We start from the raw sequence: 26046 nt of genomic DNA, 5'->3' as shown, positions 1-26046 counted from the left end.
TCTCATGGAAAAATTGCATGTCAAGACCGGCGATACCGTGGTGATCCTCTCCGGCAAGGACAAGGGCAAGCAGGGCAAAGTCCTGCAGGTCAGCCCCAAAGAGGGCAAAGTCATCGTGGAAGGCTGCAACATGGTCACCAAGCACGTCAAACCCCGCCAGATGGGCGAGGCCGGCGGCATTGTGAAGGCCGAGGGCGCCCTGTACGCCAGCAAAGTGATGCTGGTTTGCCCCAAGTGCGGCAAGCCCACCCGGCTGGCCCACAAGGTGCTGGAAGACGGCAAAATGCGGCTGTGCAAACACTGCGGCGAGACTTTCTAGAGTAAGGAGGAAACAACATGGCTAGAATTAAAGACCTTTACGAAAAAGAAGTCGCGCCGGCTCTGATGAACAAATTCTCCTACAAGAGCGTCATGCAGATCCCCAAGCTGGACAAAGTCGTCATCAACGTGGGCTGCGGGGAAGCGCGCGACAACCCGAAGGTCGTCGACTCCATCGTCAGCGACTTGATGCAGATCACCGGCCAGCGGCCCATCGTCTGCAAGGCCAAGAAATCGGTGGCCAACTTCAAACTGCGCGAGGGGATGAACATCGGCGTGAAGGTGACCCTGCGGGGCGACCGGATGTACGAGTTCGTCGACCGCCTCTTCAATGTGGCGCTGCCCCGCGTGCGCGACTTCCGCGGAATCAACCCCAACTCCTTTGACGGCCACGGCAACTACTCCCTGGGCATCACCGAGCAGCTGATTTTCCCGGAGATCGACTACGACAAGATCGATGCGATCCGCGGCATGGACATTGCGTTCGTGACCACTGCGAAGACCGATGAGGAGGCCCGCGAGCTGTTGAGCGCACTGGGCGCTCCCTATGCGAAGTAAAGGAGGAATCTGTTGTGGCAAAGAAATCGATGATCAATAAACAGCAAGGGCCCCAGAAGTATTCCAGCAGAGAATACAACCGGTGCAAAATCTGCGGCAGACCTCATTCATATCTTCGCAAATTCGGCATCTGCCGCATCTGCTTCCGGGAGCTGGCCTACAAAGGCGAGATCCCCGGTGTGAAGAAGGCCAGCTGGTAAAAAACAGCCAAAGGAGGTTCACGGTATGCAAATCACCGACGCGATTGCAGATTTCCTGACCCGGATCCGGAACGCGAACTCTGCAAAACACGACACGGTCGACATCCCCGCTTCCAACATCAAAAAGGCCATGGCCCAGATTTTGGTGGACGAGGGATATATCAAGAAATTCACCGTCATCGATGACAACAAGCAGGGGGTCATCCGCATCACCCTGAAGTACGGTGAGAACAAATCGCAAGTCATCACAGGGCTGCGCAGGGTCTCGAAACCCGGCCTGCGCATCTACGCCAACTGCGAGGAGATGCCGAAGGTCATGGGTGGCCTGGGTATTGCCATCGTCTCCACTTCCAAGGGCATCATGACCGACAAGGCCGCCCGGAAGGCAAACGTGGGCGGCGAAGTCCTGGCATTTGTCTGGTAAGGGGGTGCAGTAGAGATGTCTCGTATTGGTAGAAAACCCATCGCAGTCCCCGCCGGCGTGGAGGTCAAGATCGAGGGCAACACCGTGACGGTGAAGGGCCCCAAGGGCACCCTGACCAAGTCCTTCCACCCCGACATGAAGATTGCCATGGAGAACGGTGAGATCACCGTGACCCGCCCCTCTGACAACAAGGAGCACCGCTCCCTCCACGGCCTGACCCGCACGCTGGTCAGCAACATGGTCGTGGGCGTCACCGAGGGCTTCCAGAAAGAGCTGGAAATCAACGGCGTCGGTTACCGCGCCGCCAAACAGGGCACCAGTGCCAACCTGACCCTGGGCTTTTCCCACCCGGTCATCATCGAGGAGACCGAGGACATCAAGATCGACGTCCCCGCCCCCAACAAAATCGTGATCTCCGGCCCCGACAAGCAGAAGGTCGGCCAGTTCGCCGCCGAAGTGCGGGAGAAACGCCCGCCCGAGCCCTATAAAGGCAAAGGCATCAAGTATGTGGACGAAGTGATCATCCGCAAAGAGGGCAAGGCCGGTAAGGGCAAATAGAGGAAAGGAGTGACCAAATAATGGTGAAGAAGCCAGACAGCAACAAAGCTCGGCTTAGAAGACATCGCCGGGTGCGCGGCCAGATTGCCGGCACTCCCGAGCGTCCCCGCCTGAATGTGTTTCGCTCCGCAAAGCACATTTACGCGCAGATCATTGACGACAAGAACGGCGTGACGTTAGCCGCTGCCTCTTCCATGGACAAGGACTTCGAGGGCCAGGGTGGCAACAGAGAAGCCGCACAGAAGGTCGGCGCTGCCATCGCTAAGAAGGCCATCGAAAAGGGCATCACCGAAGTGGTGTTCGACCGCGGTGGTTACATCTACCACGGCCGCGTCCAGGCGCTGGCCGAAGGTGCCCGCGAGGGCGGCCTGAAATTTTAGTGAGGGGGTATACTTTTGGCTAAAATCGACGCAACAGCTCTTGATTTGCAGGAGAAAGTTGTTTCCATCAACCGCGTGTCCAAGACCGTAAAGGGCGGCCGGATCTTCAAGTTCTCCGCTCTGGTCGTCGTGGGCGACGGCAAAGGTTCCGTCGGCTACGGGCTGGGCAAAGCTTCTGAGGTTCCCGACGCCATCCGCAAGGGCATCGAAGAGGCCAAGAAAAACATGATCAAGGTCTCCCTGTACGGCACCACCATCCCCCACGAGGTCGTGGGCGAGTTCGGCGCCGGCAGAGTGCTGCTCAAGCCCGCTGGAAAAGGTACCGGCGTTATCGCCGGCGGCGCTGTCCGCGCAGTCGTGGAAGCGGCTGGCATCAAAGACATCCGCACCAAATGCCTGCGCTCGAACAACCCGTGCAACGTGGTGACCGCCACCATCAACGGGCTGAAGTCCCTGCGGGATGCCAAGCAGGTCGCCGCCATCCGCGGCAAGAGCGTCCGGGAAGTATTGGATTAAGGAGGGTCACGCTCCATGGCTGATTACAGAATCAAGTTGATCAAAGGCTTTCAGGGCCGGAAAGACGACCAAATTGCCACCGCTCACTCGCTGGGCCTGCGCAAGATCGGCGACGTCACCATCCAGCCCGACAATGAGGCCACCAAGGGAAAAATCGCCAAGATCGCACATCTGATCGAGGTTACCGAAGCGTAAAAAAGGAGGTGCAAGCAAAATGAAACTGCATGAACTGTCTCCGGCTCCCGGCAGCACCAAAGAGCCCAAGCGCAAGGGCAGAGGCGCCGGTTCCGGCAACGGCAAGACCGCAGGCAAGGGCCACAAGGGCCAGAAGGCCCGTTCCGGCGGCGGTGTCCGCCCCGGGTTTGAAGGCGGCCAGATGCCTCTGCAGCGCCGGCTGCCCAAGCGCGGCTTCCACAACCACTTCGCCACCGTTTACGCCAACGTGAACGTTGCCGACCTGGAAAAGAAGTTTGAAGACGGCGCGGTCGTCGACACCGAGGCCATCCTGGCTGCCGGTCTGGTCAAAAAAGAACTGGACGGCATCAAGGTCCTGGGCGACGGTGAACTCACCAAGAAACTGACCGTGAAAGCGGCCAAATTCTCCTCCTCCGCGAAGGAAAAAATTGAAAAGGCAGGCGGGAAGGCTGAGGTGATGTAAGGTGTTTGAAACCTTTAAGAATGCGTGGAAGATCGCGGATTTAAGGAAGAAAATCCTTTACACCATCATGGTCATCGCTGTGGTCCGCCTGGGCTCTGTGGCTCTGCCCGTGCCCTTTTTGGACCCCTCCTCCCTGCAGTCGATGGTCAACCAGACCGGCAGCATGCTGGGCTACATCGACATCCTGACCGGTGGCGCCTTTGCCAACGCCACCATCTTTGCCCTCTCCATCACCCCCTACATCAACGCCTCCATCATCATCAACCTGCTCACCATAGCGATCCCACCTCTGGAGCGGTTGTCCAAGGAGGGGGAAGAGGGGAGACGCAAGCTCAACAAGATCACCCGCTACACCGCCCTGGGGTTGGCAGTGGCCCTCTCTGTGGCCTACTACTTCCTCCTCAAGCGGCAGGGCGCTCTGCTCTACACCGGCGGCTTCGCCGGCATCTTCTCGGCCATCGTCATCATCACCGCCTTTACGGCTGGCGCCATGCTGATCATCTGGCTGGGTGAGCAGATCGACAAAAAGGGGATCGGCAACGGCATCTCCCTCATCATCTTCGCCGGCATCGTCTCCCGCGGCAAGCAGCTGGTCTCCGCCATCATCGCTTACTTCAAGCTGGCGGCACAGGGCGAGTGGAAGTTCTACATCTACATCCCCCTGATCCTGGTGCTGGCCGTCGTCATCATCGGCTTTGTGGTCATGATGACCGAGGCGGAGCGGCGGGTCCCCGTCCAGTACGCCAAGCGCGTGGTCGGGCGGAAGATGTACGGCGGGCAGAGCTCGTTCATCCCCATCAAGGTGAACATGTCCGGCGTGCTGCCCATCATCTTCGCCAGCTCGATCATCTCGATCCCTGGCACCATCAAGGCGTTTTTCGACACCGACGCCTCCACCTGGTGGGGCAAGTTCCTGTCGATCTTCGACTACAACTCCCTGGCGTATGCCATCATCTATTTCTTGCTCATCATGGCATTTAACTACTTCTACGTGGCGGTCCAGTACAATCCCCTCGAGATCGCCAACAATCTCAGAAAGAACAACGGCACCATCCCCGGCATTCGCGCGGGCAAACCGACTGTGGATTTCATCACCCGGATCCTGTCCAAGGTGACCCTCATCGGCGCCCTCTTCCTGGCGGTCATCGCTGTCTGCCCCATCGGCATCAGCGCGGCCACCGGAATGAACATCGCCCTGGGCGGCACCTCGATCCTCATCGTGGTGGGCGTTTCGCTGGAAGTGGTCCGGTCGCTGGAGGCGCAGATGATGATGCGCCATCACAAGGGCTTTTTAGAGTAAACGGGCAAGAGTAGAGGAGGCAGCTATGAATCTCATCTTTTTGGGCGCTCCCGGCGCGGGCAAAGGCACCCAGGCCGAAAAGGTCTGCGACCTGCTGAAGATCCCCGCCATCAGCACCGGCAACATCCTCCGCGAGGCTGTGAAGAACGGCACCGAGATGGGCCAGAAGGCCAAGTCCTACATGGACGCGGGCAACCTGGTCCCCGACGACGTGATCATCGGCATCGTGAAGGAGCGGCTCGCACAGAGCGATTGTGAAAACGGATTCGTTCTAGACGGCGTCCCCCGCACAGTGGCGCAGGCCGAGGCCCTGGACGAGGCGGGCGTGAGAATCGACCGGGTGGTCAACATCCAGGTCGAGGATGACGCCATCGTCCGGCGGATGTCCGGCCGGCGCGTCTGCAGCGACTGCGGCGCGTCCTACCACACCGACTACAAGCCGTCCAAAATCGACGGCGTCTGTGACAAGTGTGGCGGAAAATTGGTGATCCGGAAGGATGACCAGGAAAGCATCGTGAAGGACCGCCTGCAGGTCTATCACGATTTGACCGAGCCCCTCATCGCCTACTACGAGAAGAAGGGTGTTTTGAAAACAGTCATCGGTCAGGAGCGCGTAGAGGATACCAGCGAGCTGGTCCGCCGCGCCCTGGGGGTCTAGGGAATGATCGTTCTCAAGAACTCCCGGGAACTCACCGCCATGCAGAAGGCCTGCCGCCTCTCGGCGCAGGTGCTGAAGCTGGCCGGCGAGATGGTCGAACCCGGTGTGACCACCGGTGAAATCGACCGGGCGGTGAAGAAATTCATCCTCTCCCACGGGGCCAAGCCGTCCTTTTTGGGATACGGCGGATTCCCCGGCAGCGCTTGCATCTCGATCAACGACCAAGTCATTCACGGCATTCCCGGCGGACGGGTCATCCAGGCGGGCGACATCGTCAGCGTGGATGTGGGGGCCTTCATTGGGGGCTTTCACGGCGACAACGCCGCCACCTTTGCCGCGGGGGAGGTCTCCCCAGAGGCCCAGCGCCTGATGGACGCCACCCGGCGTTCGCTGGAATTGGGCATCGAGGCCGCCGTGCCGGGCAACCGGATCGGCGACATCGGCTTTGCGGTGCAGTCGTATATCGAGAGTCAGGGCTTTTCGGTGGTGCGGGAATTTGTGGGTCACGGCGTCGGCCGGGACCTGCACGAGGAACCGGAGGTGCCCAACTACGGCCGTCCGGGCCACGGGGCCCGGCTGGTTCCCGGCATGACCATCGCCATCGAGCCCATGGTCAACCAGAAGGGCTATCAGGTGGAAGTTCTGGGGGACGGATGGACCACCGTCACCAAAGACGGCGGGCTGTCTGCCCACTTTGAAAACACGATTGCGATCACCGAGAACGGTCCGGTGATTCTGACCCGCCCTTAGGAGGTGCACCAGATGGTGACGATCCGAGAGGGAAGTGTGGTCAAGAGCATTGCCGGCCGCGACAAAGAGCGGTACTACGTGGTCGTGTCCCCTGCGAACGGATACGTTTTTATAGCCGACGGAAAAGTGCGAAAGCTCGAACACCCAAAGAAGAAGAATATACGACACGTCTGGCCGACAGAGGGGGTCATCTCCCTCGGCCCGGAGACGACCAACCGGCAGATCCGGACCATGCTGTCCGGATACAACGATGGAACATCCATCTGTCACGAAGATTAGGGAGGTATTCGCTTGTCCAAGGAAGACGTCATTGAAGTCGAAGGCATTGTCGTGGACGCACTGCCCAACGCCACCTTTCAGGTGGAACTGGAAAACGGGCATAAGATACTGGCTCACATCTCCGGAAAGCTGCGGATGAACTTTATCCGCATCCTGCCTGGGGACAAGGTGACGGTGGAGATGTCTCCGTACGACCTCACCAAAGGGCGCATTACCTGGCGCTCGAAATAAGCAACCGAAACGTCTAGGGTACTAGGAGGTAATAATCGTGAAAGTAAGACCTTCCGTAAAACCCATTTGCGAGAAATGCAAAGTCATTAAACGCAAGGGCCGCGTAATGGTAATCTGCAAGAACCCGAAGCACAAACAGCGTCAGGGCTAAGTGCTTGGCATACCGAGATAATGGAGGTGCAACGAACACATGGCGCGTATAGCTGGTGTTGACTTGCCGAAAGAGAAGCGAGTCGAAATTGGTCTGACCTATATCTACGGCATCGGCCGTAAATCCGCAGAGAAGATTCTCGCCGCCACGGGCATCAGCCCGGACACCCGTGTCAAGGACTTGACCGAGGACGACGAGATCAAGCTGCGCGAATACATCGACAAAAACTTTGACGTGGAGGGCGATCTGCGCCGCGACGTGGCGCTCAACGTCAAGAGACTGGTGGAGATCGGCTGCTACCGCGGCGTCCGCCACAGAAAAGGGCTGCCCTGCAGAGGGCAGAGAACCAAGACGAACGCCCGGACCTGCAAGGGCCCCAAGAAGACGATCGCCAACAAGAAGAAATAAGGGAGGGGTGTAACAGATGGCACAGAAGAAACCCGTCATTCGCAAGCGCCGTGAGCGCAAGAACATCGAGCGCGGCGCTGCACATATCCAGTCCACCTTCAACAACACCATTATCACCATCACCGACGTTCAGGGCAACGCGATCTCCTGGGCTTCCGCCGGCGGACTGGGCTTTAAGGGCTCTCGTAAGTCCACCCCCTTCGCCGCGCAGATGGCTGCTGAAACCGCTGCCAAAGCCGCTATGGAGCATGGCCTGAAGACCGTTGAGGTCTTCGTCAAAGGCCCCGGTTCCGGCCGTGAGGCCGCGATCCGGGCCCTGCAGTCCGCCGGGCTGGAGGTCAACATGATCAAAGACGTGACCCCCATCCCCCACAACGGCTGCCGCCCGCCCAAACGCCGTCGGGTCTAATCAAACATCAGGAGGTGTCATAATGGCTAGATATACTGGTGCGGTGTGCCGTCAGTGCCGCCGTGAAGGTCAGAAGCTGTTCCTGAAAGGGGAACGCTGCTATTCCGATAAATGCGCCATCTCCCGTCGGGCTTACGCCCCGGGCGAGCACGGCCAGAACAGCAGAAGAAAGGTGTCCGAGTACGGCCTGCAGATGCGCGAGAAGCAGAAGGCCCGCCGCTACTACGGCGTTCTGGAGAAGCAGTTCGCCGGCTACTACGAGGAGGCCGCCCGCAAAGAGGGCGTGACCGGCAGCATCCTGCTGCAGATCCTCGAGAGCCGTCTGGACAACGTGGCCTACCGCTGCGGCTTCGCCTCTTCCCGCAAAGAGGCCCGTCAGCTGGTGCTGCACAACCACTTCACCATCAACGGCAAGAAGGTCAACATCCCCTCTTACCGGGTGAAGGCCGGCGACGTCATCGCTGTGAGAGATTCCAGCAAGGACAGCGTCAAGGTCAAAGAGCTGGCGGAGGCCAACGCCTCCCGCCCGACCCCCATCTGGCTGGATGTGGACAGAGAGAACCTGAAAGCCACCGTCACAAAGCTGCCCGCCCGCGAGGACATCGACTTTGAAGTCGACGAGCAGCTGATCGTCGAGTACTACTCCAAATAAGTGAGGGTTCGGCGAGAAACGGCGATGGCCCATGGGCACATCGACACAATCTGTCTGAAGGAGGGTCATAAATGATTGAGATCGAAAAGCCGAGAATCGAGACGGAAGAACTGGCTTCTGACGGTTCTTATGGAAGATTCGTGGTAGAACCCCTCGAGCGCGGCTATGGGATCACCCTGGGCAACAGCCTGCGGCGGGTCCTGCTCTCCTCGCTGCCCGGAGTTGCCGTCACCTCTGTCAAGATCGACGGCATTCAGCACGAGTTCTCAACCATTCCCGGTGTGAAGGAAGATGTCACCGAAATCATCCTGAACATCAAAGGCCTCACTGCCAAACTGCACTGCGACGAGCCGAAAGTGGTCTACATTGAGGCCAGCGGCGAGTGCGAGGTGACTGCCGGCAGCATCCAGGCCGACAGCGAGGTGGAGATCCTGGACCCCGACATGCACATTGCATGGCTGGGCGCAGGCGCCACCCTGAGCATGGAACTGGTGCTGGAGAAGGGCCGCGGTTATGTGCCGGCTGACAAGAACAAGCAGAGCCAGCATGTGACCATCGGCGTCATCCCGGTGGACAGCATCTACACCCCGGTGTTGAAGGTCAACTACAAGGTGGAGAACACCCGCGTAGGCCAGATCACCGACTACGACAAGCTGACCCTCGAGGTCTGGACCGACGGCACCATCTCCGCCAAGGAGGCTGTCTCTCTGGGCGCCAAGGTGATTATTGAGCACCTGAACCTGTTCGTCGACCTGTCGGGTGAGGCGTACAGCGCGGAAATCATGGTGGAGAAGGACGACAAGGGCAAAGAGAAGGTCCTGGAGATGACCATCGAGGAACTGGATCTGTCCGTCCGCTCGTCCAACTGCCTGCGCCGCGCGGGGATCAACACCGTTGAGGACCTCACCAACAAGACCGAGGATGAGCTGCTGAAGGTCCGCAACCTGGGCCGCAAGTCCTTTGAAGAAGTTATCAACAAGCTGGACTCGCTGGGAGTCAGCCTGAAGGAGAGCGAGGAGTAAACCTCCCTCCTCCTTTCAAATCCCGCAAAAGGAGTGAATTTCTATGCCTAGAAAATTGGGCAGGGCAAGCGACCACAGAAAGGCGATGCTGCGTGCCATGGTCACCTATCTGCTGGAAAACGGCAAGATCGAGACCACCGTCACCCGCGCCAAAGAGGTCCGCTCGGCTGCTGAGAAGATCATCACCACCGGCAAGGAGAACACCCTTCACGCCAAGCGCCAGGTCTACTCTTACGTGACCAAAGAGGGCGTTGCCAAGAAGGTGTTCGACGAGATCGCCCCCAAGTACGCCGAGACCAAGGGCGGCTACACCCGCATCATCAAGATCGGCCCCCGCCGCGGCGACGCCGCCGAGATGGCCATCATCGAGCTGGTCTAAGAGACGGGCTTTTTACAGATGCGCAGTCCTGCGAGCAGGACTTTAAAAGAGGGACAGGCAGAGATGCCGGTCCCTCTTTTTTGTTGTGTGCAGCCGGTACTCAGGTGGAGAGGAGGCTTTGAAGAAGAAACCACCTCTGTGGGAGGGGCGAGGGCGGTAGGGGGGAGATAAAGGAGTGGCAGATATGCAATACAAATTGTAATATATAGTATGAAAAATACAAAAACAGGAGAATCTTGTCCAAAGGGAAGGAGAAAGAGAGGAAGCAGGCGCTTTCTCGCGCCTGCTCCTCTCATTCGACAGTTGTCGGCCCATGTCTTTGCAATAGGAGAAAAAAGTGTATAATAAGCGTATGAATCATTACTACAAGTATTAGATGAATAGAAATATACAGAAACAAAGGGTATATTGACGCAACAGGGGAAAAAGAGGAGCGGCCCGCTGCAACTTTTTTGCCGCTCTTTTGCCGCCGACGGGGCATTCTTCCTTTGGCAGCATGGAGGAGTTGTGGTACAATGAAACCAATTCAAAGAGAGAGGGAGATTTGCCATGCACCCCGTTTTTACCCCGGTGACCCTGCGGACCATGACGGTGAAAAACCGGATCGTCCGTTCCGCCACCCACGACTATGTCGGCAACGAGACCGGCTATGTGAACGACTTGCAGGCCGACATCTGGGAGGAGCTGGCCCAAAACGACCTGGGCCTCTTCATCACCGGCCACCTCTATGTGGATGTTCTGGGCCAGGCGTCGGCCAGCCAGAACGCCCTGGACCACGACCGCTATATCCCGGCGCTGGCGAGCGCGGTGAAGCGGGTACAGCGCCACGGCTGTAAAGTGGTGGCCCAGCTCAGCCATGCCGGGGCCAAGGCCACACCGGAGGTGCCGCTGGCCCCCTCCGCCATCACTCTGGAGCCGGGGGCGCCGGCCCGCGCCATGACCAAAGAGGAGATCGGTCGGGTGGTTGCGGCCTTTGCCGCTGCCGCGGGTCGAGCCCAGGCGGCCGGATGCGATGGGGTGCAGATCCACTGTGCCCACCTCTACCTGCTCAGCCAATTCATCACCCCCTGTTGCAACCACCGCAGCGACGAGTACGGCGGCAGCCGAGAGAACCGCTTTCGCATCGTGGAGGAGGTATTGGCCGCTGTGCGGGCCCGCTGTGGAGAGGACTACCCGGTCTTTGTCAAAATCAACAGCAACGCCCCCGAAGGGGACGAGGAGTACGCCGCCGACCTGCCCTACATGATGGAGCGGTTTGCCGCCTGGAAGGTGGAGGCGGTGGAGTTCAGCGGCTGCGATTTCTACCAGCGCAAGGGACAGCACAACTACTACCTGGAGCGGGCCGCCCAACTGCGAAAGGCCGCCGATCAGCCGGTGATGCTGGTGGGGGGCGTACGCACCCTGGAGGACATGGCGGCGGTGCTCGACCAGGGCATTGAGATGGTCTCCCTCTGCCGCCCCTTTATCCGCCAGGCCGACCTGATCCCCCGCCTGCGGGCCGGGGAGGGGGCCGCCTGCGTCAGTTGTGGCCAGTGCAGCAGCAAGGGCAGCAAGCCGGGCCAGGCCCGCTGTATCTTCAACCGCAAGGTTCCCGGGGCGGTTTGAAAAATGAGGCCCTGAAAAGGCAAAAAAGCGCTCCCAGCCGGAAACGCGGCGGGGAGCGCTTTTCTTGTAACGGAGTCAAAAAGAAGGGGGTCAGGCCAGACGGAGGGAGACCCCCGCCTCCACCAGGTCGGCTTGCCACTGGGGGGAGAGCTGGGTGTCGGTGACAATGGTGTCCAGTTGGGAGAGGTCGCAGAAGTGGGAGGAGCGCACCTGGCCGAACTTGCCCGAGTCCGCCACCAGGATCTTTTGGGAGGAGGACTGAAGGACCGCCTCCTTCACCGCCACCTCGTAGGGGTTGGCGCAGGTGACCCCCAGGGTCTGGTGGATCCCGGCGGCCGAGAGAAAGGCCTTGTTGACCCGGATGCGGCGGATGAAGGAGACCCCTTCGGCGGATTCCAGCATCTCGGTGTTGGGGTGGTAGACCCCGCCGCACATCAACAGGCGGATGCCCGGCCGGTTGCGCAGGGCGAAGAGGACGTTGGCGTTGTAGCAGAGGACGGTCAGGTCGTAGTTGGTGGGGATGTGGGACAGAATCTTGGCGGTGGTGCTGCCGGTGTCGATGGCGATGACGTCCCGCGGCTCGATGAGGGCGGCGGCGGCTCGGCCGATCTGCTCCTTCTGGGCGTTGGCCTTTTCCAGCTCCTGTAGCAGGGAGTAGCCCCCTTCTTCCCCGTCGGAGGGGTGGCCCAGCTCCAGCTCGGCCAGGTCCCGGCGCACCGTCATCTCCGACACCGCCAGCCGGGAGGCCAGGGTGCGGATAGGCAGCATCCCCTGGGCGGATATCATCTGCAGCAGAAGACTCTGCCGCTGTTCCTTTTTTGTCATAAAAACACCCCATTTGTTTCCGATCTTCTCTCAATTTATCATGTCTGCCGCGCTATGTAAATAGAAAATGGGTCAGCTTTTTGTGTGGCTTTCACAACTCTTTGTCAAACCGTTTCCTTTTTGTTGACGATTGTATTTTACCATGTTATGTTGTAAATAACAAATGTTATATTTTAAATATCATTTGTTTTTAATGCAGTCACGTCGGCCGGGCAGGAGCCTGCTTGCCCGGCGGCAGAACAGAGGAGGATATGAATGATGTCAACGCCACACAACACAGCTGAAAAGGGACAGATCGCCAGCACCGTTCTCATGCCGGGGGACCCCCTGCGCGCCAAGTACATTGCAGAGACCTACCTGGACAATGTGAGCGAGTTCAACCACGTGCGGGGGATGTTGGGCTTTACCGGCACCTACCAGGGCAAGCCGGTCTCGGTGATGGGCAGCGGGATGGGGATCCCCTCCATCGGCATCTACTCCTACGAGCTGTTTCACCACTACGGGGTGGACAATATCATCCGCCTGGGATCTTCCGGCTCCTATGTGGAGGGGCTCAACCTCTTTGACGTGGTGATGGCCACCGCTGCCTGGAGCGCCTCCACCTATGCCCTGGCGCAGAGCGGGTACGACAAGGACCTCACCTACCCCAGCACCCAGCTCAACGCCCAGCTCAAAGAGAGCGCCCAGCGCCTGGGAAAGGAGCTGGTGGAGGGGGTCGTCCACTCCAGCGACGTCTTCTACTACCACGGCGTCGACAAGGCTGCCTACATCGAAAAGCTCAACCGGGAGCACGGCTGCATCTGTATCGATATGGAGAGCTTTGCCCTCTTTCACAACGCCGCCCTCAACGGCAAGAGGGCCGCGACCCTGCTGACCATCTCCGACACCCTGAAGGGGGAGAAACAGTCCATCTCCTCGGCGGACCGGGAGCTGGCCCTCACCAACATGATGGAGATCGCCCTGGGCATTCTGTAAGGGATCGTCCCCGCAAGAGCTCCTGTCAAGAGCCCTTCCCCCTGAGCGGGGTAGGGCTCTTGACGCGCGTGGAGAGGGGGGCCCCTGGCCGAGGGAAGGCAACCGCTGAGGATTTTTTGCGGGAATGGCCGTCTTGTGTGAGGCGACCGCCCCGCCCACCTGCCCTGTCGAGGCGAGAGGGGAAGATGGATACTCCTCCTGGCACAAAATCCCCCTTTGAGGGGCGTGTTGCCCTTCCTGTGCGGCGGGATCGGGAGAGCGCTAGGGGGGAGGTTCCGGGCTAGAAGAAGACAGCTTGTTGGAACCTTTTGACAGGGACTGTTTGCCCCCCATCTGCCCTGCCGGGGCGAGGGGAAACGGGCTCGTTCCTTCCGGTGCACTCCTCCCTTTGGGACAGGCTGCTCCCCTTGTGCGGTGGGGCGGAAGAGATTTGGAGGGGGAAGAACTCCGCGCCAGAGGGGAGGTCGCTGCTGAGGTATCCTTGTGAGACTGACTGGCATGGCGGCGGCTGGAGTGTTTTGCGGGGCTGCCGCCTAGGGCAGGGGACGATTGCCCCGCCCATCTGTTTTGTCGGTACGAGGGGAGTCAGACACACTTCTTTCGGTGTAAAATCCCTTTTTGGGGTGTGCCGTCTCTCTGTGCGTTGGGGGAGTGAAAGAGCATTGGGGAGAGCCCCGGGCCAGGGCAGCGGCGACTGCCGGAACATTTTTGCGGGGCCACCTGTCTGGTGTGGGAGTGACGGCCCGCCCATCTGCCCCGTCGGGGCGAGGGGAGGCAGACACACTTCTTTTGGTGCAAACGCCCTTTTGGAGTGAGCTTTCCCCCTGTGCATTGGGGGGCGGAGGAGCGTTGGGAAGAAAAGAGCTCCGAGCCAAGGGGAAGGCAGCTGCCGGAGCATTTCCGAGGAGGTGGCCGCCAAGTGATGGGCAGTTCGCCGTCCATCTGCCTTGTCAGAATGAGAGGAGACAGGCACACTTCTCCCGGCGCAAAATTTCTTTTGAGGCGTGCTGCCCTCCTATGCGTTGGGAGCGGAGGAGCCCTTGAGAGGGAAGGGTCTCGGGCCAGAGCAGAAGGCAGCTGCCGGAGCGCTTTGCAGAGAGGCTGTCCTGGTGTGGGGCAACTGCTGTCCATCTGCTCTATCGGGCGAGAGAGGTGGGTCCGCTCTCCCCGGCTTATCTCTCCTTTTTTGAGAGCGCGCCGCCCTCCCTTGCGGCGGGAGAAAAGGGTTCCCTGATAAATTGACATCTGGCCATTGAGGGACGACAGATACAGGTGGTATGGCCCGTCCCCCTCATCCCCCTATTTAGCAGAAGGTCACCAACCGGATAAAATTCCCCCCCAGCGGGCGAGTCTGCACAGAGAGGAGGTGGAAAACAGCGTGAAAAAAGGAGAAAGGGCGATGGCCCTGGCCGCTGTGGCGGCCGGACTCTGCTGCCTGATCGGCGGGTCGCTTCTGGCGTCGCCCGGGAGTTTTGCCAAGGGCTTTTGGGAGGGGGCCGGCGGCACCCTGGCCATTGCCGGGGCGGCGGCGATGGTCTGGCAGTTTTTCGGGGCGCGGGCGAAATAGCGCCAGAAGGGGCAGCGCCCCGGCGGATCGTTTTCCGCCGGGGCGCTGTCTTTTCTCGATAGACGCTATTCCAAAAAGAGGGTGAGAAAGTCGACGAGGGCCTTCCAGGTGTGGGGGTACTCGTCTAAAATCATCCGGCGCAGCAAATCAGGGGTACAGGTCGCGCGGGAGTACGCCAAGCTTCCCCGCGCCCGTTCACCGAGGGCGATGTGGCCGGAGGCAAACCCGCCGATGGCCACCCGGTCAGCCAGGGCCGCGCCCCCCACCGCGTAGACGCCGATGGAGAGTCCGCCCAGGGAGACCACCCCCACCGCCAGCCCGCCGATGGCCAGCAGCCCTATCGCGACGCCGCCCAGGGCCAGCCCACCCAGAGCCAGCCCACCGAGGGCCAACAGCCCCAGGGAGAGCCCGCCGAGGGAGAAGAGCCCTGCCGAAAGTGCCCCCAGGGAGAAGAGGCCGGTGGCCAGATTGCCGATGGCCAGTATCCCCTTGGCCCGGCAGAGCCCCCACCCCAGGTGGATGTGCACCAGGGGCAACCCGAAGAGGGTCCGCTTGCTCTTGTACTCCCACTGGAAGCGGCGGGGGAAGGGGCCCACATCGTCGGCCGGAGGGGGCGACGGCTGGGGCTGTTTTTCCCCCTTGACCAGTTCGTCCAGACTGACGCCAAAGTAGTCGCTCAGGGCGACCAGATTGCCCACGTCGGGAGTGGAAGCGCCGGACTCCCACTTCTGCACCGCCTGGCGGGAGACCCCCAGGATCTCGGCCAGCTCCTCCTGCGAGAGTTGGCGGCCCCTGCGCAGGGCGTACAGCTTTTCAGATATGTCCATCGATTTCATCCACCTTGTTCATTGGTTTGCCGGGTGCTGTCGCCGCGGCTGTCTCCACCATAGGGGAAAAGCCCCCTCTCCTTCCACCAACCGGGGGAGGCAATTTTGACAACCGCTGGTTGCAACCGCATGGCGGCGCGGTTTTTTAGGAGAAGGTCCCGCCATTTCAGTATACCCCATCTGCGCGGGGAATCAAGGGGGGAAGGGGAGGGTCCCCCTTTTTTGATAGGGGGAAGGGCGGGCTGCCCATTGGCGGAAAGGCATCTGTGGGGAGGGCGGCAGCTGGCTGCCAAGCGAGGTGCCCTTGCCGGCAGCGCTTTAGCGGCAAGGGGCGCCCAAAGGAAAGACAGAAAAAAGCCGCCCCTTTTGGGGGCGGCTTTTTGAAGAAGGGGGGGAGAGGGATTCACCCCTCGATCTCCCGGCGGTGTTGCAGGTGGATGCCGATGTGCCCCACCCCCAAGACCAGGGCGGCCAACACCATCCAGACCACCCGGCCGTAGATGCCCAGGGCGAGGAAGGCCAGTACCGGCAGGGTCGCCCCGGCCACCGGGACGCCCAGCAGCGGGCGGTAGAAGTCCCGCAGGGTGCGCCCACTGCGAAAGTAGCGCACCCACCAGAACTCGTAGGCCATCATCAGGGCGAGGGAGAGGGCCAGCCAGAGGCTGCGGGGGGAGAGGGGGCGCAGGTTGAAGTCGGAAAAGACCAGGGCGCAGCAGGTGACGCCGGCTTCCCCTATCCGCTCCAGGGCCACCAGCAGCCGGTTCTCCCCGGCGGCGATGTAGCCGGTGGGCTGGCGCTTGACCCAGTACAGGTTGGGGACGAAGAGCATTGCCAGCCAGAGCAGGCCGATGTAGGAAAAGCCCAGGTGTCCCATACCAATTCCCCCTTTCTGCCGCCCAGGCGGCTATTTCTTGAGGACGGCCCGCCGGGTCAGCAGCCAGCCGCAGAAGGTGAGGAGCAGCGCCAGCACCATGGCGGTGCCCATGGCGGGCCAGGCGCTGTGAGAGGTGATCCCCAGAATGGCCGCAAAGAAGCGGATCACACTGCCGGTAAAGGACTGGGGCAGGGTCGGCCACAGAAGGGAGAGGAGGACCACCAGCAGCCAGGGGATGATCCAGAGGGTCATCCGCAGGAGTTTGTTCATCCGGTAGAAGAGGGCGCTGATGAAAAAGCCGACCAGGTAGATGGAGAAGCCCAGCACCGCCAGGAAGAGGAAGCTCATCAGCAGGGTGAGGGCCTCTTTGCCCGCGCTCTGGGCGACGATGGCGATGCCGTCCGGGCCAAAGACCAGCCGCTCCCGCTCAAAGCAGAGGGTGTACAGGGTGGGCATGGGGTAGAAGAGGCTGATGAGGCGGTTGATGACGATCATCACCGCCGCCGAACCGATGGACGGCAGCAGCCCGCTGAGGGCGGTGCCCAGGAAGAAGTCCCGGCGGGAGATGTTGTTGGCCATGGCGAAGAAAAAGTTGTAGCGAAAGCCCACCACCCCGCAGACAAAGAGGAAGATGAGGATGGCCAGGTCGCTGCCGACGGTGTTCCCCCCGGGGATCAGGTAGGAGAGCAGGGCGTTGAGGAGGACGAAGGCGGTGTAGATGGAGAAGAAGATGGCCGTGGGCCGCAGGGAGTCGGACAGATTGTACCGCATGACGGTGAGGGTGTGTTTCATTACAGTGTACCTCCTTTGCCCTGGGTCAGGTGGATGAAGAGATCTTGCAGTTTGGGTCGCATCAGGGTCAGGTTCAGCCGGTCGGCCTGCTGGCGGTCGGCCGGGCCGGCCACCGTGGCCGAGAGGTAGGGGCCCATCCGCTCGGTGTGGACGACTTCTCGCCCGGAGAGGTAGCCCATCACCTCGCCCTCGGCGCCGGAGACGCAGTGGTAGCGCTCCAGCAGCCCGTCCACGCTCTCACTTGCCAGCACCCGGCAGTCCTCCAGAATGATCACTGACTCCAGCAGGTCGGAGATCTCCTCGATGATGTGGGTCGAGAGGACCACCGTGCAGCCTTTCTCCCCATAGAGGGAGAGCACCTCTTTGTAAAACAGGCTGCGGTGTCCCGCGTCCAGTCCCAGCACCGGCTCGTCGAAGATGAGCACCTCGGCGCCGGAGGAGAGGGTGACGATCAGCTTGACGATGGAGGCGTAGCCGGTGGAGAGGGACTTGATCCGCTTTTTGGGGTCGAGACCGAAGGCGGCGGTGAGCCGGTCGGCCCGGGCCCGGTCGAAGTGGGGGTAGAAGTCGGCCGTCCAGCGGTAGAGCTCGGCCACCCGCATGTTCTCGGGGTAGAGGGCGGCCTCGCTCATGCAGTAGATTTTGCGCAGGGGGTCCCCGGGTCCGCCCACGGGGACCCCGTCCACCGCGATCTCCCCCCGGTCGGGGAAGATGCGCCGGGTGATCAGGTTGAGCAGGGTGGATTTGCCCACCCCGTTGCGCCCCAACAGGCCGTAGATGCGTCCCTCTTCAAAGGTCAGGTCGATGTCTCTGAGCACTTCGGTCTTGCCGTAGCTCTTGCAGAGGCCGTGAATTGCAATGGTTGCCATAATCAGACTCTCTCCTCTCTCTTTCAGCCGCGGTCGGCTTTGGCGCGCTGCAACAGGGCGATGACGTCGTCCACGCTGATTTGCAGCTTTTCGGCCTCTTTGAGCAGGGCGCTCACATAGGTGCCGTAAAAGTCCTCTCTCCTCTTGGCCAGGAGGATCTCCCTGGCCCCCTCTTTGACAAACATTCCCACGCCTCTTCTCTTGTATAAAATTCCCTGTTCCACAAGGAGGTTATACCCCTTGGCCACGGTGGCGGGATTGACCTTGTAGCCCACCGAGATCTCGGTGGTGGAGGGGATCTGTCCCTCTTCCGGCAACACCCCCAGGACGATGTCGTCCTCGATGGAGCGGGTGATCTGCTGATAGATGGGCAGATCGCTGCCAAAGTCCAGGTGCACGGCGATCCCTCCCTCTTGTTATTTAGTTAATTACTTGTGTAACTAACTATATAACTTTGCGCTCCCTTTGTCAACTGTTTTCTTCCTGAAATTTTGGTCGGGGGGTGGCAGACAAAAAAATCCCCCGCCCGGAAGGGCAGGGGAGAGGGGGCGGAAGGGGTCACAGCTTGACGAACTTGTCGGCCCCCTGGTGGCAGATGGGGCAGACAAAGTCGGGGGGCAGGGTCTCCGACTCGAGGATGTAGCCGCAGACAGTGCAGCGCCAGCCCGTGACGGCGGGCTGGGCGGCCGCCTCTCCCTTGTAGGAGGGGGCGTTTTTGGGGGTGCCGCCCTTTTTGACGGTCTGGTAATAGGTGTAGGTGAGCACCTCGTCCTGGCTCAGGGTCTCGGCCTCCTCCGCCTCGCCGATAAAGAGGATGTGGGTGCCCAGGTCCAGCTGGTCGATGACCTTGCAGCTGACAAAGGCGGCGGCGCTCTCGGTCACGTAGGGGATGCCCGCCCTGTCCCGGGCGTGGGGGGTGGCGGCAAACTTGTCCTCGTCGGCGCTGGAGCGAAAGCCAAAGCGCCCGATGAGGTCCATGCTGGCCTCCTGCAACAGCGAGGTGGCGGCAAACCGCCCCGACTTGGCGATGATCTGGGTGGTGAAGTTGTCCTTACTCACCGCCACCGCCACCTTGACGGGCTCGGCCGTCACCTGGGTGAGGGTGTTGACGACGCAGCCGGCCGCCTTTCCCTCAAACTCGCTGGAGAGGATGTAGAGCCCATAGGTGAGTTTGTAAAATGCTTTTAAGTCCATACCTGCGCCTCCATTATGACAATAATAGGAATCATTCCTGTTTCTGGTATTAACTATACTATGTTTATCCAAGAAATGCAAGGGGTTTTGCAAAAAAGAGGGGAGAGACAGACATCCCCCCTTCCAGGATAGGCCGCCGGGGGGCAATTTATGAGGGGGGCGGACCGATCGGCGCAAAAAAACCGCCCAGCAGGTGCGGGCGGTCTTGGAAAATCAGCCCTTGCGGGCCTCTTTGAATTTGACGTAGCCGAAGAAGGGGTTGTACTCGATGTGTTCGGCCTTTTCCCCCTGCACAAAGAACTGCGCCTGGTAGTAGAGGGGGATGATGCAGCCGGTGTGGAGGACGACCTCCTCCAGCTGCTTGCAGAGGGCCTCCTTCTCGGCGGTGGAGGTGGCGTTGTTGATCTGCTCCAGCAGATTGTCCACCGTCGGGTCGGAGAGGCGGGGCAGGTTCCACTCGCTGCCGGTGGCAAAGTCGCCCAGGTAGGCCTCGACGCTGTTCTGGGTGGAGGTCACCGGCATCAGAGCGATGTCGAAGTTGCCGGCATCCACCAGGGCCTCCACCTCCGACAGGGGCTGGGCGGCAGCCTGGACGGGGAAGAAGTTCAAATCCCGCTGCCAGAGCTGCATCAGCTCGCTGAGATAGCCCTCGCTCCCCTCGGGGCAGAGGACGGTGAGGGACTCGGGACGGTCTTTGCCCAGGGCCGCCAGCCCCTGGGAGAAGAGCTGCTTGGCCGTCGCCGCGTTGGGGGCCTCGATGACGGTGGCCCCGGCGTACTCCCGAAAGGACTGGCCCATCATGGTGACGCTGGGGGGCACCAGGCCGCCGGCCACCTTCAGGTAGTCGGGCAGCAGGTCTTTGATGGCGCTGGTGTCGGTGGCCAGCATCAGCCCGCGGCGAACGGACTGGTTTTGCAGCATCCCCCGCTGGGTGTTGAGCACCAGACACCAGGTGGTGTTGTCGTAGGTGAGGGCCCGCTCGGCCAGCTTGCCCCCCGGGTGTTCCCGGTACAGGAAGCAGTCGCTCTTGCCGCTCTCAAAGCGGGCCTTGCGCTCGCCGTAGCCCCCCTCCACCGAGAGCAGCACGCTCCCCGCCACCACCGGCGAGTCGGACTTGTAGGTGCTGTTGGCCTTTAAGAAGAGGTAGTTGGCGTCCTCGTTGTCGATCCAGGTGTCCAGCAGGAAGGGCCCGTTGGAGAGCAGGTCTTTGCTGCTGAGGCCGTAGCCGCCCTTGGTCCCCTCGAAGAAGGCCTGGTTGCAGGGGAAGGCCGCCGGGGTGGTGAGCAGGTCGGTGAAGAAGGGGTCGCTGTGCCAGAGGTCGATGACCAGGGTGCGCTCGTCCACCGCCTTGACCCCCAGCCCTTCCAGCGAACCGGTGCCCTCGTAGTAGGCGCGGCTGCCGGAGATGGAGAAGAAATCCCCCGCGTAGGGCGAGCGGGTGGCCTTGTCGAACAGGCGCTGGAAGGCAAAGGCGAAGTCGTAGGCGGTTACCGGGGTGCCGTCGGACCAGGTGGCGTCGGCGCGCAGGGTGAACCGGTAGCGCTTTTCGCTGTTTTCGGTGGTGTAGGATTCGGCCACCCCGGGCACGATCTCCCCGCTGGAGGTCTTGACCAGCAGCCCCTCGAAGATGTTCCCCACCACCGTGAGGGAGGCGCTGTCACTGGCCAGTTGGGGGTCGAGGTTTTCGGGGTTTTGCTCCAGATCGTAGACGATCTTTTTCCCCCCGCCCCGGTTGCCGCAGGCTGTCAGCGACAGGCAGAGGGCGGCGGACAGCAGGGCGGCCGTCCACCGTTGCAGCCCCTTTTTGAGCGCCCTCACAGCAGGTGGATGCCGTGGCGCGCGCAGGCGGCCACGTCCTCCTCCGGCCAGACGCTGGCCTGCACCTCGCCGATGTGGGCCTTTTGCAGAAGCAGCATGCAGATGCGGGACTGGCCGATCCCCCCGCCGATGGTCAGGGGCAGGGTCTCGTCGATGAGCATCCGGTGGAAGGGGAACTTCACCCGGTCGGTGGCCTTTCGCTCGGCCAGCTGGTAGAGGAGGGCCTCCCTGTCCACCCGAATGCCCATGGAGGAGATCTCCAGCGCCCGCTCCAACAGCGGGTACCAGACCAGGATGTCCCCGTTGAGGGACCAGTCGTCGTAGTCGGGGGCGCGGCCGTCGTGGGGCTCGCCCCCCCGCAGCTTGCCGCCGATCTGCTGCAAAAAGACCAGCTTCTTCTCCCGGCAGATCAGGTCCTCCCGCTCCTTGGGGGTGCGATCGGGCCAGCGGTCTTCCAGCTCCTGGGTGGTGACAAAGGCGATTTCGCTGGCGATCACCGGCTCCACCTGGGGAAAGGCCTCGCAGAGTTTTTGCTGGGTGGTGTAGAGGGCGTCCACGATCTGGTTGACTGTCTCCCGGAGGGTGTACTCGTTGCGGGTCTGGCGGGTGATGACCTTCTCCCAGTCCCACTGGTCGACGTAGACCGAGTGCAGGTTGTCCAGCACCTCGTCCCGGCGGATGGCGTTCATGTCGGTGTAGAGGCCGGCGTCCGGCCCAAATCCGTATTTTTTGAGGGCCACCCGCTTCCACTTGGCCAGGGAGTGGACGATCTCCACGTCCGACCCGGCGTCGCGGATGTCAAAGGAGACGGGGCGCTCCACCCCGTTCAGGTTGTCGTTGAGGCCGCTGTCCTGGGTGACGAAGAGGGGGGCCGAGACCCGGGTCAGGTTGAGGTTTTGCGCCAGCTCCCGCTCAAAGGTGTCTTTGATCAGCTTGATGGCCACCTGGGTCTCCATCACCGAGAGGGGGGCGCAGTACCCCTCGGGAAAGATGAGGGCTTGTACAGACATGGGCATTCTCCTTTTTATAGGGACAGGGGTCGGCTGCCCGGCAAACAAGTTGCACAGGAACGGCCCTTGATATTTGTGACATTTATGGATAAAAATATCATACCATCCCCACCCGCCGATTTCAACCGCAACCGGCGCTCTTTTGCCCTTTTTCGGGGGATTTGGTTGCCTTTGGCAGGGGGAAAACGTATAATAAAAATATCTGTGGGCAGCGCGCCGCGGGTCTGGCCCCGCCGGCTGCCGAAAATCGCGTGCAAACGGGCCGGGAGCCGGGGCGGATCGTCCGCACCGGCGATTGCCGTGCGCCCGGACGGGCCAGAATCAATGCAGGGGGGATTTGCCGATGAAGAGCAAAGCAGCGCTTTTTTTTGAAGAGATGAAGGGGAAGACCGTCTCCTTCGTGGGGGCCGGGGTCAGTCATTTTGACTGCATCCGCCTGTTTCGCGAGAAGGGGATCCGGGTGCTGGTGCGCGACCGCGCCGACCGAGAAAAGATGGGGGAGACCGCCGACCGGCTCGAGGCCATGGGGGTCTCCCTGATCCTGGGGGAAGACTACTTGAAAGACATCCGCGAGGACGTTCTCTTTCGCACCCCCGGCATGAAGTTTTACACCCCCGAGCTCACCGAGGCCCGGGCCCGCGGGGTGGCGGTCACCTCTGAGATGGAGGTGTTCTTCGCCCTCTGCCCCTGCACGATCATCGGGGTCACCGGCAGCGACGGCAAGACCACCAGCACCACCATCCTCTCGGAGTTTTTGAAGGCCGAGGGGAAGACTGTCCACCTGGGGGGGAACATCGGCCGGGCCCTGCTGCCCATCGTCGAGGAGATCGCCCCCGAGGACTTCGCGGTGGTGGAGCTCTCCAGCTTCCAGCTGATCTCCATGCGTCAGAGCCCGGACATCGCCCTCATTACCAATGTGGCCCCCAACCACCTGGATATGCACAAGGACATGGCCGAGTATGTGGACGCCAAGCGCAACCTCTACCTCCACCAGGGGGCCTTCTCCAAGACGGTGCTCAATTTTCACAACGACATCACCCGCTCCTTCGCCGAGGGGGTGCGGGGGGACCTCTACTGGTTTGACCGCTTTGCCCCGGTGGCGCGGGGGGCCTTTTTAAGCGAAGAGGGCGTGCTCTGCATGGCCGACGGGGCGGGGGTGCACCCCCTCTTCCACAAGTCGGAGATCCGCATCCCCGGGGAGCACAACGTGGAAAATTACCTGGGGGCCATCGCCGCCGCCTGGGGCCTTGTCTCCCCCGAGGCGATGCGGAAGGTGGCCGCGGCCTTCGGCGGGGTGGAGCACCGCATCGAATTTGTGCGGGAACTGGACGGGGTGCGCTACTACAACGACTCCATCGCCAGCAGCCCCACCCGCTCCATCGCCGGGCTGCGCTCCTTTGACCGGCGGATCATCATGATCGCCGGGGGGTACGACAAGAAGATCCCCTATGAGCCCCTGGGGCCGGTGGTGGCCGAGCGGGTCAAGGTGCTGGTGCTGATGGGCGCCACCGCCGAAAAAATCGAGGCGGCGGTCACCGGCTGCCCCGCATACGACCCCCAAAAACTGCAGATCCTGCACGCCGCCGACATGGCGGAGGCGGTGGCCAAGGCGCGGGCAGCCGCCCAGCCGGGGGACATCGTCAGCCTCAGCCCGGCCTCGGCCAGCTTTGACCTCTACAAGAATTTCGAGGTGCGGGGCAACCACTACAAGGACATTGTCAACGCCCTCTAGGGCGCCGGAAGGGAGAGAGAAGATGGACACGTTTGAACTGCTGAAGGCCCTCTGCGACGCCGACGGTCCCGCCGGGGACGAGGTGCGGGCGGCCGACTGGGCGGCAAACTGGCTGGCCGACTGCTGCGGCCCGGTGGAGCGCAGCCCCCTGGGCAGCGTATGCTGCACCGTCGTGCCCCCGCAGGAGGGCAGGCCCCACCTGCTGCTGGACGCCCATCTCGACGAGGTGGGCTTCATCGTCACCCACATCGACGAGGACGGCTTTGTCAAGATCGCCCCGGTGGGGGGGATCGACCACCGGCTCCTCCTCTCGGCGCGGCTGAGCATCCTGGGGCGGGAGGAGGTGCCGGCGGTGGTCAGCTGCCTGGCGCCCCATCTCTCCGCGATGGAGGGGTTCAAAAAGACCCCTCCTGTGGACAAGCTCTACCTGGACACCGGCTTTGGGAAGGAGGAGCTGGAGCGGCTGGTCGCCCCCGGCGACCGGGTCTGCTACCGGGCCCCCCTGCGGCGGCTGCTGGGCGGCCGGGTCACCGGCAAGGCGCTGGACGACCGGGCCGGCTGCGCTGCCGTCTGCCTGGCGGCCAAGGCCATCAAGGAGGCGGGCTTTGCCGGCTGCGGGGTCACCGCCCTCCTCTCCACCCGGGAGGAGGTGGGCGGCCAGGGGGCGGCCACGGCGGCCTTCCTCGCCGCCCCCACCCACTGCGTGGCGGTGGATGTCTCCTTCGCCCTCTCTCCCGGCTGTGACGCCGCCGACTGCGGCGAGCTGGGAGCGGGGCCGATGATCGGCTATGCCCCCACCCTGGACAGGGGGATGTACCGGGCCCTCTGCCGCGCGGCGGAGGGGGAGGGCATCCCCTTCCAGCGGGAGATCATGGCCGGGCGCACCGGCACCAATGCCGACGGGGTGTCGGTTGCCGGGGGCGGGGTGCGCTGTGTCACCCTCTCCATCCCCCAGCGGTACATGCACACCCCGGCCGAGGTCTGCGACCTGGCGGACATTGAGAACACCGCCGCCCTGCTGGCGGCCTATGTGAAAGGGGGCGAGTGGTCGTGCTGAACACCCTCAAACAGCTCTGCGCCCTGGACGGCGCGTCCGGCAGCGAAGAGCAGGTGCGCTATTTCGTCACCGACCGCTTGAGCGAGATGGGGCTTTCCTACCAGGTGGACGCCCTGGGCAGCGTGATCGTCGAGAAGAAGGGGGCCCGCACCCCCGCGCAAAAGCGGATGGTCTGCGCCCACATGGACGAGGTGGCGCTGATCGTCACCGACGTCGACGGGGAGGGCTATCTCCGCTTTGACTGTGTCGGCGGGATCGACGAAAAGGTGCTCCCCGGCAAGGCGGTGCGGGTGAACGACCTCGCCGGGGTCATCGGCGCGGTGCCCATCCACCTGCAAAAGGCGGAGGAGCGGGAGGGGGAGATCCCCCTGCGCCAGCTGCGCATCGACATCGGCGCCGCCAGCCGCGAGGAGGCGGCCCAGCGGGTGCAGCTGGGGGACATCGCCTATTTCGACACCCCCTTTACCCCCCTGGGCGAGGGGCGGATCGCCGCCAAGGCCATTGACGACCGGGCGGGGGTCGCCATCCTGCTGGCGCTGCTCAAACAGCCCCTGCAAAACGACTGCACCTTTGTCTTTACCACCCAGGAGGAGGTGGGCTGCCGGGGCGCCCAGGCGGCGGCCTACACCGTGGCCCCCGACGTGGCCCTGGTGCTGGAAGCCACCACCGCGGCCGACAACCTGGGCCTGCCCGAGGGGCAGCGGGTCTGCACCCTGGGCGGGGGCGCGGTGGTCGGCCCCATGGACCGGGGGACCATCTACGATCGGGAACTCCTGCAGCTGGCCCGCCGGATCGCAGAGGAGCGCGCGATCCCGATCCAGCAAAAGCAGGGGGTGTTCGGCGGCAACGACGCCGGGCAGATCCACCGCAGCCGGGGCGGGGTCAAGACCCTGGCCCTCTCGGTCCCCTGCCGCAACCTGCACACCGCCAGCTGCGTGGCCAGCGCCGCCGACATCCACGCCGTCTACGAACTGGCCAAGGGGCTCATCGATGCCGTCGATTGACCCCCTGGCCCCCGGCGGCGCCCTCCCCCTGAAGGGGCGGGAGGGC

35 protein-coding genes are annotated in these 26046 nt (G+C 62.1%); 26 read left to right on the top strand and 9 right to left on the bottom strand.

The features are described 5' to 3' along the window. The first annotated feature begins 4 nt into the window (after positions 1 to 4). The 21 genes from rplX to BN3266_RS05120 all read left to right on the top strand — a co-directional run bounded on the left by rplX (position 5) and on the right by BN3266_RS05120 (position 11456). Positions 5 to 319, top strand: coding sequence for a 50S ribosomal protein L24 (gene rplX, locus BN3266_RS05215; RefSeq protein WP_021659686.1), 315 nt, complete (start codon positions 5 to 7; stop codon positions 317 to 319). Positions 320 to 336: 17 nt separating this feature from the next. Continuing rightward, positions 337 to 876, top strand: a complete 540-nt coding sequence (gene rplE / locus BN3266_RS05210) for a 50S ribosomal protein L5 (protein WP_021659687.1) — start codon at positions 337 to 339, stop codon at positions 874 to 876. A gap of 14 nt (positions 877 to 890) precedes the next feature. Further along, the gene (locus tag BN3266_RS05205; RefSeq protein ID WP_044992686.1) at positions 891 to 1076 is read left to right on the top strand and encodes a type Z 30S ribosomal protein S14; all 186 of its coding nucleotides are present in this window, start codon (positions 891 to 893) and stop codon (positions 1074 to 1076) included. A 25-nt stretch (positions 1077 to 1101) separates the two neighbouring features. Then, on the top strand, positions 1102 to 1500 hold the full coding sequence (gene rpsH, locus BN3266_RS05200; RefSeq protein ID WP_021659689.1) for a 30S ribosomal protein S8: 399 nt from the start codon (positions 1102 to 1104) through the stop codon (positions 1498 to 1500). A 15-nt stretch (positions 1501 to 1515) separates the two neighbouring features. After that, positions 1516 to 2058 carry a 50S ribosomal protein L6 gene (rplF, locus tag BN3266_RS05195; protein WP_021659690.1) on the top strand — a complete coding sequence of 181 codons (543 nt, stop codon included), beginning with the start codon at positions 1516 to 1518 and terminating at the stop codon, positions 2056 to 2058. A 20-nt stretch (positions 2059 to 2078) separates the two neighbouring features. Next, positions 2079 to 2438, top strand: coding sequence for a 50S ribosomal protein L18 (gene rplR, locus BN3266_RS05190; RefSeq protein ID WP_021659691.1), 360 nt, complete (start codon positions 2079 to 2081; stop codon positions 2436 to 2438). A gap of 15 nt (positions 2439 to 2453) precedes the next feature. Then, the gene (gene rpsE, locus BN3266_RS05185; RefSeq protein ID WP_021659692.1) at positions 2454 to 2954 is read left to right on the top strand and encodes a 30S ribosomal protein S5; all 501 of its coding nucleotides are present in this window, start codon (positions 2454 to 2456) and stop codon (positions 2952 to 2954) included. Between the two features lie 15 nt (positions 2955 to 2969). Continuing rightward, complete coding sequence (rpmD, locus tag BN3266_RS05180) at positions 2970 to 3149, top strand: 50S ribosomal protein L30 (RefSeq protein ID WP_021659693.1); 180 nt, start codon at positions 2970 to 2972, stop codon at positions 3147 to 3149. A 19-nt stretch (positions 3150 to 3168) separates the two neighbouring features. Further along, complete coding sequence (gene rplO, locus BN3266_RS05175; RefSeq protein ID WP_021659694.1) at positions 3169 to 3612, top strand: 50S ribosomal protein L15; 444 nt, start codon at positions 3169 to 3171, stop codon at positions 3610 to 3612. A 1-nt stretch (position 3613) separates the two neighbouring features. Next, a complete protein-coding gene (gene secY / locus BN3266_RS05170; protein ID WP_021659695.1) occupies positions 3614 to 4912 on the top strand; it encodes a preprotein translocase subunit SecY in 1299 nt (432 codons plus the stop codon). Positions 4913 to 4937: 25 nt separating this feature from the next. After that, complete coding sequence (locus BN3266_RS05165; protein ID WP_021659696.1) at positions 4938 to 5570, top strand: adenylate kinase; 633 nt, start codon at positions 4938 to 4940, stop codon at positions 5568 to 5570. Positions 5571 to 5573: 3 nt separating this feature from the next. Beyond that, a complete protein-coding gene (map, locus tag BN3266_RS05160) occupies positions 5574 to 6320 on the top strand; it encodes a type I methionyl aminopeptidase (RefSeq protein ID WP_059004308.1) in 747 nt (248 codons plus the stop codon). 12 nt (positions 6321 to 6332) lie between these two features. Then, positions 6333 to 6599 (top strand): KOW domain-containing RNA-binding protein, encoded by a 267-nt coding sequence (locus BN3266_RS05155; protein ID WP_059004306.1) that lies wholly within the window; start codon positions 6333 to 6335, stop codon positions 6597 to 6599. A 12-nt stretch (positions 6600 to 6611) separates the two neighbouring features. Then, entirely contained in the window at positions 6612 to 6830 is a 219-nt protein-coding gene (gene infA / locus BN3266_RS05150) for a translation initiation factor IF-1 (RefSeq protein ID WP_021659699.1), read from the top strand. 37 nt (positions 6831 to 6867) lie between these two features. Further along, positions 6868 to 6981, top strand: coding sequence for a 50S ribosomal protein L36 (gene rpmJ, locus BN3266_RS13160; RefSeq protein ID WP_073261210.1), 114 nt, complete (start codon positions 6868 to 6870; stop codon positions 6979 to 6981). A 39-nt stretch (positions 6982 to 7020) separates the two neighbouring features. Continuing rightward, a complete protein-coding gene (gene rpsM, locus BN3266_RS05145) occupies positions 7021 to 7389 on the top strand; it encodes a 30S ribosomal protein S13 (RefSeq protein ID WP_021659701.1) in 369 nt (122 codons plus the stop codon). Positions 7390 to 7405: 16 nt separating this feature from the next. Then, on the top strand, positions 7406 to 7798 hold the full coding sequence (gene rpsK, locus BN3266_RS05140; RefSeq protein ID WP_021659702.1) for a 30S ribosomal protein S11: 393 nt from the start codon (positions 7406 to 7408) through the stop codon (positions 7796 to 7798). Positions 7799 to 7820: 22 nt separating this feature from the next. Next, positions 7821 to 8450, top strand: coding sequence for a 30S ribosomal protein S4 (gene rpsD, locus BN3266_RS05135; protein WP_021659703.1), 630 nt, complete (start codon positions 7821 to 7823; stop codon positions 8448 to 8450). Positions 8451 to 8521: 71 nt separating this feature from the next. Further along, positions 8522 to 9472, top strand: coding sequence for a DNA-directed RNA polymerase subunit alpha (locus BN3266_RS05130; protein ID WP_021659704.1), 951 nt, complete (start codon positions 8522 to 8524; stop codon positions 9470 to 9472). 43 nt (positions 9473 to 9515) lie between these two features. Further along, positions 9516 to 9851 (top strand): 50S ribosomal protein L17, encoded by a 336-nt coding sequence (gene rplQ, locus BN3266_RS05125; protein WP_044992691.1) that lies wholly within the window; start codon positions 9516 to 9518, stop codon positions 9849 to 9851. Between the two features lie 549 nt (positions 9852 to 10400). Then, positions 10401 to 11456 (top strand): NADH:flavin oxidoreductase, encoded by a 1056-nt coding sequence (locus BN3266_RS05120; protein WP_059004304.1) that lies wholly within the window; start codon positions 10401 to 10403, stop codon positions 11454 to 11456. A 90-nt stretch (positions 11457 to 11546) separates the two neighbouring features. Here BN3266_RS05120 and BN3266_RS05115 read toward each other — a convergent pair whose 3' ends face one another. Then, entirely contained in the window at positions 11547 to 12281 is a 735-nt protein-coding gene (locus BN3266_RS05115; protein WP_021659708.1) for a DeoR/GlpR family DNA-binding transcription regulator, read from the bottom strand. Between the two features lie 258 nt (positions 12282 to 12539). Here BN3266_RS05115 and deoD point away from each other — a divergent pair, with 258 nt between their 5' ends. Both deoD and BN3266_RS13775 read left to right on the top strand, forming a co-directional pair. Next, positions 12540 to 13256 carry a purine-nucleoside phosphorylase gene (deoD, locus tag BN3266_RS05110; RefSeq protein ID WP_044992692.1) on the top strand — a complete coding sequence of 239 codons (717 nt, stop codon included), beginning with the start codon at positions 12540 to 12542 and terminating at the stop codon, positions 13254 to 13256. A 1378-nt stretch (positions 13257 to 14634) separates the two neighbouring features. Beyond that, the gene (locus tag BN3266_RS13775; RefSeq protein ID WP_154668986.1) at positions 14635 to 14823 is read left to right on the top strand and encodes a hypothetical protein; all 189 of its coding nucleotides are present in this window, start codon (positions 14635 to 14637) and stop codon (positions 14821 to 14823) included. A 65-nt stretch (positions 14824 to 14888) separates the two neighbouring features. On the opposite strand, the gene BN3266_RS05105 is transcribed toward BN3266_RS13775, so the two are convergent. The 8 genes from BN3266_RS05105 to asnA form a co-directional block, all read right to left on the bottom strand. Beyond that, complete coding sequence (locus tag BN3266_RS05105; protein ID WP_059004302.1) at positions 14889 to 15650, bottom strand: helix-turn-helix domain-containing protein; 762 nt, start codon at positions 15648 to 15650, stop codon at positions 14889 to 14891. A 403-nt stretch (positions 15651 to 16053) separates the two neighbouring features. Continuing rightward, positions 16054 to 16524, bottom strand: coding sequence for a hypothetical protein (locus BN3266_RS05100; RefSeq protein ID WP_059004300.1), 471 nt, complete (start codon positions 16522 to 16524; stop codon positions 16054 to 16056). Between the two features lie 30 nt (positions 16525 to 16554). Next, a complete protein-coding gene (locus BN3266_RS05095; RefSeq protein WP_059004299.1) occupies positions 16555 to 17316 on the bottom strand; it encodes a hypothetical protein in 762 nt (253 codons plus the stop codon). After that, the gene (locus BN3266_RS05090) at positions 17316 to 18185 is read right to left on the bottom strand and encodes an ABC transporter ATP-binding protein (protein ID WP_059004297.1); all 870 of its coding nucleotides are present in this window, start codon (positions 18183 to 18185) and stop codon (positions 17316 to 17318) included. The genes BN3266_RS05095 and BN3266_RS05090 overlap by 1 nt, the downstream gene beginning before the upstream one ends. Positions 18186 to 18208: 23 nt before the next feature. Continuing rightward, entirely contained in the window at positions 18209 to 18583 is a 375-nt protein-coding gene (locus BN3266_RS05085) for a GntR family transcriptional regulator (RefSeq protein WP_021658427.1), read from the bottom strand. 160 nt (positions 18584 to 18743) lie between these two features. Next, a complete protein-coding gene (locus BN3266_RS05080; RefSeq protein ID WP_059004295.1) occupies positions 18744 to 19379 on the bottom strand; it encodes a flavin reductase in 636 nt (211 codons plus the stop codon). A 213-nt stretch (positions 19380 to 19592) separates the two neighbouring features. Beyond that, positions 19593 to 21197, bottom strand: coding sequence for a peptide ABC transporter substrate-binding protein (locus BN3266_RS05075; RefSeq protein WP_021658429.1), 1605 nt, complete (start codon positions 21195 to 21197; stop codon positions 19593 to 19595). Continuing rightward, positions 21194 to 22207, bottom strand: coding sequence for an aspartate--ammonia ligase (gene asnA / locus BN3266_RS05070; RefSeq protein WP_044991981.1), 1014 nt, complete (start codon positions 22205 to 22207; stop codon positions 21194 to 21196). Before asnA ends, BN3266_RS05075 begins: the two co-directional genes overlap by 4 nt. Positions 22208 to 22550: 343 nt before the next feature. Here asnA and murD point away from each other — a divergent pair, with 343 nt between their 5' ends. From murD to BN3266_RS05055, 3 genes are read left to right on the top strand one after another with little or no spacing between them, the layout of a single operon-like run. Then, the gene (gene murD, locus BN3266_RS05065) at positions 22551 to 23939 is read left to right on the top strand and encodes a UDP-N-acetylmuramoyl-L-alanine--D-glutamate ligase (RefSeq protein WP_021658432.1); all 1389 of its coding nucleotides are present in this window, start codon (positions 22551 to 22553) and stop codon (positions 23937 to 23939) included. A gap of 22 nt (positions 23940 to 23961) precedes the next feature. Then, the gene (locus BN3266_RS05060; protein WP_059004293.1) at positions 23962 to 24996 is read left to right on the top strand and encodes a M42 family metallopeptidase; all 1035 of its coding nucleotides are present in this window, start codon (positions 23962 to 23964) and stop codon (positions 24994 to 24996) included. Continuing rightward, the gene (locus BN3266_RS05055) at positions 24990 to 26000 is read left to right on the top strand and encodes a M42 family metallopeptidase (protein ID WP_059004291.1); all 1011 of its coding nucleotides are present in this window, start codon (positions 24990 to 24992) and stop codon (positions 25998 to 26000) included. The genes BN3266_RS05060 and BN3266_RS05055 overlap by 7 nt, the downstream gene beginning before the upstream one ends. Positions 26001 to 26046: the final 46 nt, after the last annotated feature.

Source organism: Bittarella massiliensis (ex Durand et al. 2017), assembly GCF_001486165.1.
Taxonomy (GTDB): domain Bacteria; phylum Bacillota; class Clostridia; order Oscillospirales; family Ruminococcaceae; genus Bittarella; species Bittarella massiliensis.
This window is presented reverse-complemented; position numbering and strand designations above follow the sequence as displayed.

What these genes read in the sequence shown, in the direction of transcription:
- deoD (WP_044992692.1), top strand. Translation starts at nt 12,540, where the DNA reads ATGTCAACGCCACACAACACAGCTGAAAAGGGACAGATCGCCAGCACC.
- rpmD (WP_021659693.1), top strand. Translation starts at nt 2,970, where the DNA reads ATGGCTGATTACAGAATCAAGTTGATCAAAGGCTTTCAGGGCCGGAAA.
- BN3266_RS05100 (WP_059004300.1), bottom strand. Translation starts at nt 16,524, where the DNA reads ATGGGACACCTGGGCTTTTCCTACATCGGCCTGCTCTGGCTGGCAATG.
- asnA (WP_044991981.1), bottom strand. Translation starts at nt 22,207, where the DNA reads ATGTCTGTACAAGCCCTCATCTTTCCCGAGGGGTACTGCGCCCCCCTC.
- BN3266_RS05130 (WP_021659704.1), top strand. Translation starts at nt 8,522, where the DNA reads ATGATTGAGATCGAAAAGCCGAGAATCGAGACGGAAGAACTGGCTTCT.
- rplO (WP_021659694.1), top strand. Translation starts at nt 3,169, where the DNA reads ATGAAACTGCATGAACTGTCTCCGGCTCCCGGCAGCACCAAAGAGCCC.
- BN3266_RS05080 (WP_059004295.1), bottom strand. Translation starts at nt 19,379, where the DNA reads ATGGACTTAAAAGCATTTTACAAACTCACCTATGGGCTCTACATCCTC.
- map (WP_059004308.1), top strand. Translation starts at nt 5,574, where the DNA reads ATGATCGTTCTCAAGAACTCCCGGGAACTCACCGCCATGCAGAAGGCC.
- murD (WP_021658432.1), top strand. Translation starts at nt 22,551, where the DNA reads ATGAAGAGCAAAGCAGCGCTTTTTTTTGAAGAGATGAAGGGGAAGACC.
- BN3266_RS05115 (WP_021659708.1), bottom strand. Translation starts at nt 12,281, where the DNA reads ATGACAAAAAAGGAACAGCGGCAGAGTCTTCTGCTGCAGATGATATCC.
- rpsD (WP_021659703.1), top strand. Translation starts at nt 7,821, where the DNA reads ATGGCTAGATATACTGGTGCGGTGTGCCGTCAGTGCCGCCGTGAAGGT.
- BN3266_RS05060 (WP_059004293.1), top strand. Translation starts at nt 23,962, where the DNA reads ATGGACACGTTTGAACTGCTGAAGGCCCTCTGCGACGCCGACGGTCCC.
- BN3266_RS05155 (WP_059004306.1), top strand. Translation starts at nt 6,333, where the DNA reads ATGGTGACGATCCGAGAGGGAAGTGTGGTCAAGAGCATTGCCGGCCGC.
- rplX (WP_021659686.1), top strand. Translation starts at nt 5, where the DNA reads ATGGAAAAATTGCATGTCAAGACCGGCGATACCGTGGTGATCCTCTCC.
- BN3266_RS05120 (WP_059004304.1), top strand. Translation starts at nt 10,401, where the DNA reads ATGCACCCCGTTTTTACCCCGGTGACCCTGCGGACCATGACGGTGAAA.
- BN3266_RS05105 (WP_059004302.1), bottom strand. Translation starts at nt 15,650, where the DNA reads ATGGACATATCTGAAAAGCTGTACGCCCTGCGCAGGGGCCGCCAACTC.
- rplQ (WP_044992691.1), top strand. Translation starts at nt 9,516, where the DNA reads ATGCCTAGAAAATTGGGCAGGGCAAGCGACCACAGAAAGGCGATGCTG.
- rpsK (WP_021659702.1), top strand. Translation starts at nt 7,406, where the DNA reads ATGGCACAGAAGAAACCCGTCATTCGCAAGCGCCGTGAGCGCAAGAAC.
- rplE (WP_021659687.1), top strand. Translation starts at nt 337, where the DNA reads ATGGCTAGAATTAAAGACCTTTACGAAAAAGAAGTCGCGCCGGCTCTG.
- rpsM (WP_021659701.1), top strand. Translation starts at nt 7,021, where the DNA reads ATGGCGCGTATAGCTGGTGTTGACTTGCCGAAAGAGAAGCGAGTCGAA.
- rplF (WP_021659690.1), top strand. Translation starts at nt 1,516, where the DNA reads ATGTCTCGTATTGGTAGAAAACCCATCGCAGTCCCCGCCGGCGTGGAG.
- BN3266_RS05095 (WP_059004299.1), bottom strand. Translation starts at nt 17,316, where the DNA reads ATGAAACACACCCTCACCGTCATGCGGTACAATCTGTCCGACTCCCTG.
- rplR (WP_021659691.1), top strand. Translation starts at nt 2,079, where the DNA reads ATGGTGAAGAAGCCAGACAGCAACAAAGCTCGGCTTAGAAGACATCGC.
- rpsH (WP_021659689.1), top strand. Translation starts at nt 1,102, where the DNA reads ATGCAAATCACCGACGCGATTGCAGATTTCCTGACCCGGATCCGGAAC.
- BN3266_RS05090 (WP_059004297.1), bottom strand. Translation starts at nt 18,185, where the DNA reads ATGGCAACCATTGCAATTCACGGCCTCTGCAAGAGCTACGGCAAGACC.
- BN3266_RS05165 (WP_021659696.1), top strand. Translation starts at nt 4,938, where the DNA reads ATGAATCTCATCTTTTTGGGCGCTCCCGGCGCGGGCAAAGGCACCCAG.